We start from the raw sequence: 885 nt of genomic DNA on the forward strand, positions 1-885 counted from the left end.
CGTCGTCAGCGTGCACAGCAACGTGCACCAGAACGGCCAGAACAAGATCGTCGGCTGAGAAGGAGAGACCCATGTCATCCATCGCAATCCACGACCTGGCGCACAGCGCCACGATCGACGGCCAGGCCATGTCGGCGGTCCGCGGCGGCTACACCTTCGGCAAGGACGTCAACGTCAATGTGAACCAGCAGCTTGCACAGTTCCAGCAGATCGGCGTGAATGTCCTCAACAACAACGGCGTCATCGGCGCCGGGTTCCGCGGCCCCGATATCGATGTGGCCGCCGCACTGAAGGGCGAAAACAAGCTCACCTTCTGAACCTTCTCCCTGCTGTTCTTTCATCCCGCTGCCGGATTCAATCCCGGCAGCGGGATGAAGTCCGTTAACCCATCCCTCCCCTCTCCCTGTCGACGGCGGCCATGCCGCCAAACTCTCCCTGTCGGTCCGCGCCGAACAGGCCCAGAAAAGTGTTGGGTCCGGGCCATCACCGGCGAAGCCTGCCGCCGTTTTCGCGATGCCGTGAACGGCTGGGAAGATCAAGACAATCTCCTTTATTTTCAACGACCTACGCTAAATTTCGCGGCACCACGAAGAAGCTGGCACGCATCCTGCTGATAGTCCATCGAGCGCAAATCAAATGCCTCAACCAACCAACCGACATCCAAGGAGATTTACCATGAAAACCCTGATCATCACCGACCTGGCCCACACCGACAAACTGGACCGCGCAGCCATGGCTGCCGTCCGCGGCGGCTTCAAGTTCGCATCGCCCTCGTACTCCTTCGGCGACATCACTTATGCGCCGACGTCCAACTCGTCGATCAACGCCGCCCAAACCCTGGGCCAGGTCCAGAACGTGATGACTGCCACCGCCAACGGCTCGGCC

The 885-nt window shown here is 60.3% G+C and carries 2 protein-coding genes; both read left to right on the forward strand.

Going from position 1 to position 885, the window contains the following annotated elements:
• Positions 1–71: 71 nt before the first annotated feature.
• A complete protein-coding gene (locus tag AB4Z32_RS27460) occupies positions 72–317 on the forward strand; it encodes a hypothetical protein (protein WP_442124984.1) in 246 nt (81 codons plus the stop codon).
• Positions 318–675: 358 nt separating this feature from the next.
• The coding region (locus tag AB4Z32_RS27465) for a hypothetical protein (protein WP_442124985.1) at positions 676–885 on the forward strand (210 nt) is incomplete at its 3' end.

It is taken from the genome of Massilia sp. 2TAF26, from assembly GCF_052115005.1.
GTDB lineage: Bacteria > Pseudomonadota > Gammaproteobacteria > Burkholderiales > Burkholderiaceae_D > Telluria.

Bases quoted from the DNA above. Each gene is read 5' to 3' on its own strand.
- AB4Z32_RS27460 (WP_442124984.1), top strand. From the start codon at position 72: ATGTCATCCATCGCAATCCACGACCTGGCGCACAGCGCCACGATCGAC.